Genomic DNA, 9,027 nt, shown 5'->3' with positions numbered 1-9,027 from the left:
AGCATGGATCAAGAGTATATGCTTAAAGTTTTACAACCTTCGATTCCTCTACACTCTAACTCATCTCAAGTATAAATTTTCTTGCGTTTACCCTGTTTCTATAGCGATTCCCATTCAGATGCGGTACAACATTAGATCACGAGTGTAGGGGCACGGCACTGCCGTGCCCCTACGGGTGTACCTCACGTAAACGAGAACCGCTATACCTCTTACCTCTTACCTTCTGCCTCCTGCCTCCTCTTGTAAATATGAAAGAAATTGATGAAAAGCCGAATCAATTCGTAGCTAATTAAGATTTATGAGTTATAACTGGCATTTTTGAAAAAATCTAACTGTAGACAGATGAAATTTGAAACGCTAATCTTATCAGAAGCGTGTTTTTTGGCGTTCAGATTATCTTCTAGTCTAGGCGCTAAAGAAAAGGAGTTAATCATTTAAAGATTGCCTCCTAATTTTACTGCATCCTGCCCACAGCCACCCCCAAGACATAGGTTTTATCACTCATGCTCAACGTATCCACTCACGATTCTCAACAAAATCAGCAATTAATTGACAATACTGACTGGAACGTTATTGAAACGGAGTTTAACCCGACGCAGTTACATCACAAAGAAACTGTCTTTACTCTTGGTAATGGGTTGTTAGGAGTGCGGGGTACATTTGAGGAAGGGTATTCCCAAGATTTTCCAGCCACACTCATCCACGGTGTTTATGATGATGTGACAATTGCTCATACCGAATTGGTAAACTGTCCCAACTGGCTGCCATTGGTGATAAAAGTAGCAGGCGAATCTCCTACGGAGACGCTACGCGAACGCTTTAGTATGGATAGTGGTGAGATTCTCAACTACGAACGTCGGCTCGATCTACGCTTAGGTTTAGTTAGCCGTGATGTGCGATGGCGTAGTCCTAGCGGTCATACCCTAAATTTTCACTTCGAGCGTTTCACCAGTTTAGCAGACCAACACGTTTTGGCGATTCGCGCTCAAATTACATCCGTAGACTTTGAGGGTGAAATTACCGTTGAAGCCGGATTTGACAGCGAACCAGATACCCAAGGCGTCAAACATTGGCGAACCTTAAACCAAGGTGGCATAGATCAGATTCTCTGGTTAAACAGTACAACTCTCTACTCAAATATTCAACTTGGCATGGCAGCTAAGTTAGTGGTAGATGGTGACGAGACTACACTCGTGAGCATCGACAATGCTTCTAGTTCTCCCATTTTGACAACCACCTTAGAGTTATATCCCGGAAAAACGGTAACTGTAGAAAAGATTGTCACCTTGTTTACTTCACGAGAGACAGAAATCCCCATTGCCGCCGCCTTACAAAGACTCGCTGATGAACCCAGATATACTACCCTATTGGCAGCTCACATTACTGCATGGGAGCAAGTGTGGCAAGACAGTGACATTATTATAGAAGGCGATCGCTTGGCTCAATTGAGCGTCCGTTACAATCTCTTCCAATTACTAGCGGTGACACCGCGTCACGACAACCGAGTAAGCATTCCTCCCAAAACCCTCTCTGGTTTTGCCTATAGCGGACATATCTTTTGGGATACAGAAATATTCATCCTTCCTTTCCTCACCTTAACTCAACCAGCCCTAGCGCGTAACTTGCTCACCTACCGCTACCACACCCTACCAGGAGCGAGACGTAAAGCTCAAGAAGCCGGTTATCAAGGAGCCATGTTTGCTTGGGAAAGTGCCACTACTGGCGATGAAGTGACTCCGCGCTGGGTACCTGCACCCAACGGTGAATTAATCCGCATCTGGTGCGGTGACATTGAAGTGCATATCACCGCAGATATCGCTTATGCAATTTTGAACTACTGGCAGACTACTAACGATGATGACTGGATGCGCGATTATGGCGCAGAAATTATCCTTGATACGGCTGTTTTCTGGGAAAGCCGGGTGCAGTGGAACCAAGAGCGCCACAGCTATGACATTCTAGATGTAATTGGCCCGGATGAAAATCACGATCGCGTCGATAATAATGCCTTCACCAATCTCATGGTACAGTGGCATTTGCAGTCAGCTTTGCGACTGTGGGATTGGCTCAAACAAGCTTATCCTGAAACCTCAGCACAACTGGTGCAAAAACTCAACTTAACCACAGAGCGTCTGCACCATTGGGCAGAAATCCAAGAGCGTCTATTTGTCAATGAAGATGCCCAAACGGGTTTAATTGAGCAATTTGAAGGCTTTTTCCAGCTAGAACACGTTAACCTCGCTGATTACGAACCGCGCAGCAAATCTCTGCAAGGTTTGTTGGGAATTGAAGCTACCAGCCAAAAGCAGATTCTCAAACAGCCAGATGTGTTGATGCTCTTGTATTTATTGCGCGAACGTTATGACCATCAAACCCTCGCCACCAACTGGGACTATTACAACCAACGCACTGACCACAGTTATGGTTCTTCACTAGGCCCAGCCATTAACGCTATCTTAGCTTGTGACCTCAATCAACCAACCGAAGCCTATACACACTTTCTGCGATCGGCCTTGGTAGACTTAGAGGATGTGAGGCGTAACGCCGCCGAAGGAATTCACGCTGCCAGTGCTGGAGGAGTATGGCAAGCAGTAGTTTTCGGGTTTGCCGGCATTCGGATGACTCAATTTGGCCCCATTGCCTGTCCCAATTTACCACCTAACTGGACGCGTTTGAAGTTTCGCCTGCAATGGCGTAACGAGTGGTATGACTTTGACTTAGGATCTGAAACAGAAGTCAAAGTTCCCACCTTGGCAGAATACACGCTCGGAAATTAGTGAGGTTATCTTCGACTTGGATGAAGTTTTAACCGATAGCTAAGAGTTTACCTGCGTTCGTCGTTCGCGCAGCGTCTCGTAGAGAAGACGTTGGCGCAGCCATCGCTTTTACAAAAGAAACCTCTCCCTGGTTTTACTACGCAAAACCTTCCCTCTCCGAGTCGGAGAGGGACAGACTTGAACTTTAGTTCAAGGCAGGGAGAGGTTCTTTTACCGAAGCAATGCTGCTTCATTAATTTTTTCGCAGATATCTACCCAAGCTTTATCTCGTCTTCCTGCCACAATGGTGTTTAATGGGCGATCGGTAGCGTATGTTGCTTGATATTGTTCAATTGCTGTTGCCTTGTAGTTGCAATCACGCAAAGGTATCCAGAGAATTTTGACTCCCTTAGCTTTCGCTGCTTCTAACAGAGGTGGTAACTCATTTTTACTAATAAAGTTTGATGCTAAGAAGTTTGGACTTACCAGCAATACTGCTACTTTTGCAGCTGCCAAAGCTGCCTGGATTTCATCTCGCCACACAGCACCAGGCTTGATTTTGGTATCATCCCAGAGGTTGAGATTTTGTTCTCTAATTAATGGTTCTAAATGAATTTTGAGGTCATCGAACCACTTTTTATCTTTGTGACTATAGCTAATGAAAACTAGATTTCTGGTTACGGGTTCAGACACGGGTATTGCCAAATTTGGTAGAATCGGTAAAACATCGTCAATTAGTCTGCGGACATCTACCATATCACCGCTATCTTGGCACTGGATTTGGTAGAGATTCTTTTCCAGGAAATTGTACAACACGTCTCGGCGGTAAAAATGAGGCGTTTGACTATCCTTACAGCTTTCACAGTTGCAGGGAACAAGTGTTTGATATTGCAGACGTTCGTAAGAGTTATGAATTTTTTCTAGTTCATGGATGATAACTGCTAGCCGTTCTTTCTTGTGTTTTCCTGCTACGCGGACTTTAATTTCTCGTTGATTGTAGTGTTCAATCACTTCAGCACGGGTTTGGTCTTTAGCAAGAACAACGCCTGTTTTCCAAACTAGGGTTTGTTGTTCAATATCGGAGTGCATTTCGACTATAAAGCGGGTGAGAATACCTTTCGGCATGAAGTCATATTTATAACGCAGGATTAGGTTATTGGATTCATCCCAATTGAAATCAGGTTGGTTGACAGAGAGTAATTGAGGTGCGATATAAGTGCCAGGACGACTAGGTATTTCGTAACACAGTTTAAATTTCATCATTAGCCGCAACAGTTCTGGTCGCATATTGGCATATTTATTTTCGTGCCAAATATTTTTTAAATCATTGCGATCAAATTTCCCCAGGTTTTGAATTACTTGTGGATTATCTAACACTTTGTAAACGGCATCTGTACCCCAAGTGGGTTTGAGAATCACGGTTTTTCTTAAAACGTCATCATCTTGGAAGTGAAGGCATACACCTAAATCATGCAGATAGTCACTGAGTTGGAGTTTATCCTCCTGTTTAGTAAAACCATGTTGATCGCAGATGTTTAGATATTCTTCCAAGCTAATATATTCGCGAGAGTTACTTTCTAAAGCTTCTCGCACTTTCACCCAGGTTTTAGGGAGTTCTATTCCTACATGAGGTAGGTTAGTAATATAATGCTTAATTTTATTTAAGATTTCTGGCAAACCGCGATCGGTGGCCAGGTTTGTAGAAAGTGTTTCCTTAAAATTGATGAATTCCTTTCGTAAATCGTTCTCATTTATTTCCCATTTGCGCTCCTGCTTTTCATTTTTGATAATGAGTAAAGGACTATCATCGCTCAACAATTTAACCACATTTAGCCAGTAGTAAAAATCTGTGTCTTGTTTGCGAAGATCAGCAACTACGGCATAAAGAGAGCGTTTGGTGAGAAAAAATTGGTGAGTACTATGATAAATCTCTTGACCACCAAAGTCCCAAATGTTGACTTGAAATTCTTTACCCTTGAACGGGAACTGCCATTGAATAACATCAATGCCTTCAGTAGAACTTTCATCCTGTTGTAGCTTATAGTTTTCGTTTTGAATTTTTTTGGCTAGCGTAGTTTTACCTGCACCACCTTCTCCCACAATGAGTAATTTGGCTTCGTAGAAGCGATCAGTTTCTTGTTCTAGCTGCTGCCTGCAAAAGTCAAGAATTGCTTTAAACCCTTTGGTGATAATTTCTGGTGGAGGTGATTCAAAAGGATTACTGCGGAGGTCGAGGATTTGCAGGTTGGTGAGTTGGCCAATTTCTGGTGGCAAACTGCTCAGTTGATTTTTGTAGAGGTTGAAAGTTTGCAGGTTGGTCAGTTGGCCAATTTTCGGTGGCAGACTGCTCAGTTGATTTTTGTAGAGGTTGAAAATGATTTGCTGCTTGGACGCGCAGCAGAGAAATTGAGCTAATTAATAATGTAGCCTGTATGAAGGATTGCATTGTGGCAATGTGCATTAGCGTAGCTCGTCGTAGACATCGCAGGCTCCTACGCCTCTAGACTCGACCTCAAAACCTCACCATTCCACCTTTGAACACCAACTGTCGACCAAAAAGGGCGATCGCTCCACCTTTGAACACCAACTGTCGAGCAAAAAGGGCGATCGTTCCACCTGTGAACACCAACTGTCGAGCAAAAAGGGCGATCGCTCCACCTGTGAACACCAACTGTCGAGCAAAAAGGGCGATCGTTCCACCTTTGAACACCAACTGTAATAATTTATAAACTTTTTTGTTTCTTCTCTTGGCGCTCTTGGCGGCTTGGCGGTTCGATAATTTTCATAATTTGCTTCAGATAATAGGTGCGATCGCGGCAAAATATCTAAGAGGATGTTTTAAAAGTCCTATTGTCGGTATCAAAACGTTCTAGATTCTCCTAAATCCACGCTACTTGCTCATGGGGGTTTCCCTAAGTGGAACGACTGGCGTGGGTTAGGGGGGATCAATAAGTGCTTAAAATCACAGCCAAACACTTTTAAAACATCCTCTTAATAAATGCTTGTTTTGTGAAGGTAATTTTCTCTGATGATATACTCAACATCTAAGTATGATTCTAAGCAGAAAGTCTTTGTTCAGAACATTTAGGAGATGGGAACTCTAGCTTATAAGCTTAATTACAGTATCCCATCGAACACTGCTAATCATGTCTGATTTTGCTCATTCCACATTGGCCCAATCTTCTTACCCTCGCTTGACTAGAAGCCTGAGTGCTGTTGAAAGTTGGGGCTTTGGTTTGACAGCTCATATTTCTTGGACAGCATTGGTTCCAGCGATTCATGCTGCTCTCGGTTCCCAAGCTATCTTTGTCTGGATACCTGCGGTGATTTTTGGAATGCTGCTTAACTATCAGGTAAAACGCTTAGGTTTGCATTTCATCAATGTAGCTGGAGGAACACCTAACTATGCTACCAAGCTACTGCAACACTACCCAGGACTAGCTCGCTATGCAGCAATTGGATATCTCCTCAATTGGGTTTCTTACCTGTCAGTGAATACAATCGTACTTAGAGATTTAATTAAAGTAAATTTAGAGACGCTGGGTATTACCTGTGCAGACATATTTCTGGATATTAGCTTTACACTGTTGCCCTTTATTGTGGCGTTTAGTGGGACTCGCGCCCTAAGTATTTTACATTTGTTTTTTATCATTCCAGCCTTTGGACTGCTAATGACCTTCTGCGTTCAAGGTCTTAACTGGTTAACGTTTTCTCCCTTTAGTCCTGGGTTTTTTCCTAGCAGTTGGTCATCTTTGAGCTTCGTGGATTGGGCAAAGTGGTTCTTTTTCGTCACTTATGCAACCTATAGTTGTGAAACGGCTTCTTCATTTGTCGCCGATAGCCGTCACCCCACCCAGACGCTACGTTTTCTGGACGTTGCAGCCTGGATGATGCCACCCATCTTTTTGGGAGGGTCTTGGGTAGTGATGCGGTTAGCAACAAATCCCAACCTTCAAGACAACGCTTTCCTGAATCTTGTGGCAGCTTCCCGGCCCTTTTGGGGAAGATTCGCTGGTGTAAGTGTTTCTTTTTTACTAGTAGCTGCAAGTCTTTTAGGTTCGGCAACAGTGGTTTCTAATTGCCCACGAATTTTGTATCAACTGGCCTTAGATAACCACATTTCACCAGTATTTTCCGTTGTCTCACGTCGGGGTGTGTTTGTCCCAGCATTGACATTAACACTAGTGTTGTGCTTAATCTATCTGATTTGGGGAGATGTGGCGCGAATTGTGGCTGTTGGTAACATCGGTTGGTTTGTCTCCTTTATGTTACTGCATCTGGGGCTTTGGCTGCGGCGCGATCGCCCGGAAGTTTTGTTTCCACGCATATCTCTGGGTATTCTGCTGTTAGAAGTTGTGGTGCTGTTGGTGGGCGGATTTGCCTGGAGTTGGCTCAACTTGCTAATTGGGGTATTATTTCCCATTGGTGTCATGGGCATAGATGCGGTAATTCGCCGTGTGAACTTCCCTGCTTTCCATCCTGATTGGTGGATGCGGCGATATCGCACGCGCCCTGTAGTAATTATCAAAGATTCAGTCATTCTTCAGGTGAGCATCCTGATTTTTTTACTGTGCAGCACTGTGGCAGTTGGCTGGTTTTTTGGCGTCAAACTTAATAAAGTGGCAACTGCGGGCGGTGAGAATATATTTGTGGTGCTACTGATGAGCGTGGCATTTGTGGGAGTAGCGATCGCTTGTTGGACAAGTTTACCGCAAGTGGTAGCGATCGCAGAAGCAAGAGTTGCTGCCGAACACCTGTTTACTGTCGCCCAAGATGGTATTTTAGTCGTAGACGATCAAGGCATTATTCGCCAAGCTAACCCAGCCACGGAATCGTTTTTTGGTGTCAACCCCTCTGAGTTGCGGGGAAATCACCTGAATAAATGGCTACCCGCATTAGTCTACTATCCAGAGCAGTGGACAAAGCGTAGCGAACAAATTTTAATCGGTAATGGGAAAAACAGAACTTTGGAAGTTTCCATCTCAGACAGGCCTCATCAGGATTTTCAGGAATATGTTGTCATTCTCCATGACATTACCCAGCGCAAACAAGCAGAGCAGATATTGCGATATTCAGAAGCACAATTGCGCCAAGAGGCAAAGCAGCTAGTATCTCAATTGGTGCATAGTGAAAAAATGTCGAGTTTGGGACAGTTGGTAGCAGGTGTAGCGCACGAAATCAATAACCCAATCAATTTTATTTATGGCAATGTCGGCTATGCCAATCAATATATCCAAGATTTATTAAGATTGCTGCAATTATACCAGAAAAACTATCCTAATCCAGTAAAGGAAATTCAACAAGAAACAGAAGCGATCGACCTAAATTTTTTGATTACAGACTTGCCAAACTTGCTAACTTCTATGACAGTTGGTGCAGAACGAATCACAGAAATTGTCTTATCTCTGCGAAACTTTTCTCGGTTAGATGACGCAGAGATGAAAGCTGTGAATATCCATGAGGGTATAGATAATACATTGATGATTTTGGAACATCGGCTTAAACCTAAATCTAACAATCTAGCAATTGAGGTGATTAAAGAATACGGCGACTTGCCATTAGTAGAATGTTATGCTGGACAACTAAATCAAGTATTTATGAATCTTCTGGCAAATGCGATCGATGCTTTAGAAGAAGCAGTGGAAAATGGGGAATGGGAAGTAAGGGAAGAAACGCTCTCTCCTCCCCAGATACGCATTCAGACTAAACTCACTAGCGAAAATCAGATAGTTATTTGCATTGGCGACAATGGTATAGGCATTCCAGAAACGGTACAAAAACAATTATTTGAACCATTTTTTACGACTAAACCAGTTGATAAAGGTACTGGGTTAGGTTTATCTATTAGTCATCAGATTATCACCCAAAAACATCAGGGGAAATTAGAATGTATTTCTGCTCCTGGAAAGGGAACAGAATTTGTAATTGTAATTCCCTTAAATCTGCAAGCTATCTAATTGTCAACATCATCTGACGTGGTTAAATTTTTAACTAAAATCAAATAAACAGGTACAGTTTTGCGTAAAAGCGTAGCATTTTTAATACAGGATAACGCATTAACAATACAATTTTCAGGTAAATAGACCACGTGGTAGAGGCGGAAGGCCTTGCGCCCCTACGACAAGTATGGTTCAAATACATGAAAACTGCTGTAATGAAATTCTGTACGAAGCTAAATCGTAAGGATTCAGGTCTAATATTTAGGAAGCAGTGATGGCCGAGACAGATAATTATTAGAATTAGCCAGCAGTGCTTGTGCAAAAAAGTCAAT

General features: G+C 43.0%; 5 protein-coding genes. 2 read left to right on the top strand and 3 right to left on the bottom strand.

From position 1 onward, the window contains the following. Nucleotides 1-503: 503 nt before the first annotated feature. Nucleotides 504-2,777, top strand: coding sequence for a glycoside hydrolase family 65 protein (locus V7L12_RS16505; RefSeq protein ID WP_335085743.1), 2,274 nt, complete (start codon nucleotides 504-506; stop codon nucleotides 2,775-2,777). Between the two features lie 210 nt (nucleotides 2,778-2,987). On the opposite strand, the gene V7L12_RS16500 is transcribed toward V7L12_RS16505, so the two are convergent. The 3 genes from V7L12_RS16500 to V7L12_RS16490 all read right to left on the bottom strand — a co-directional run bounded on the left by V7L12_RS16500 (nucleotide 2,988) and on the right by V7L12_RS16490 (nucleotide 5,469). After that, a complete protein-coding gene (locus tag V7L12_RS16500; RefSeq protein WP_335085741.1) occupies nucleotides 2,988-5,030 on the bottom strand; it encodes a COR domain-containing protein in 2,043 nt (680 codons plus the stop codon). Continuing rightward, nucleotides 4,975-5,202, bottom strand: coding sequence for a hypothetical protein (locus V7L12_RS16495; protein ID WP_335085739.1), 228 nt, complete (start codon nucleotides 5,200-5,202; stop codon nucleotides 4,975-4,977). The genes V7L12_RS16500 and V7L12_RS16495 overlap by 56 nt, the downstream gene beginning before the upstream one ends. A gap of 66 nt (nucleotides 5,203-5,268) precedes the next feature. Next, a complete protein-coding gene (locus tag V7L12_RS16490) occupies nucleotides 5,269-5,469 on the bottom strand; it encodes a hypothetical protein (RefSeq protein ID WP_335085723.1) in 201 nt (66 codons plus the stop codon). 433 nt (nucleotides 5,470-5,902) lie between these two features. Here V7L12_RS16490 and V7L12_RS16485 point away from each other — a divergent pair, with 433 nt between their 5' ends. Next, nucleotides 5,903-8,713, top strand: coding sequence for an ATP-binding protein (locus V7L12_RS16485; protein ID WP_335085722.1), 2,811 nt, complete (start codon nucleotides 5,903-5,905; stop codon nucleotides 8,711-8,713). The last annotated feature ends 314 nt before the right edge of the window (nucleotides 8,714-9,027 follow it).

Source organism: Nostoc sp., from assembly GCF_036918245.1.
Lineage (GTDB): Bacteria > Cyanobacteriota > Cyanobacteriia > Cyanobacteriales > Nostocaceae > Nostoc.
The sequence above is the reverse complement of the archived record's forward strand: the minus strand, read 5'-3'. Positions and strand labels throughout refer to the sequence as shown.

Bases quoted from the DNA above. Each gene is read 5' to 3' on its own strand.
- V7L12_RS16505 (WP_335085743.1), top strand. From the start codon at position 504: ATGCTCAACGTATCCACTCACGATTCTCAACAAAATCAGCAATTAATT.
- V7L12_RS16495 (WP_335085739.1), bottom strand. From the start codon at position 5,202: ATGCAATCCTTCATACAGGCTACATTATTAATTAGCTCAATTTCTCTG.
- V7L12_RS16485 (WP_335085722.1), top strand. From the start codon at position 5,903: ATGTCTGATTTTGCTCATTCCACATTGGCCCAATCTTCTTACCCTCGC.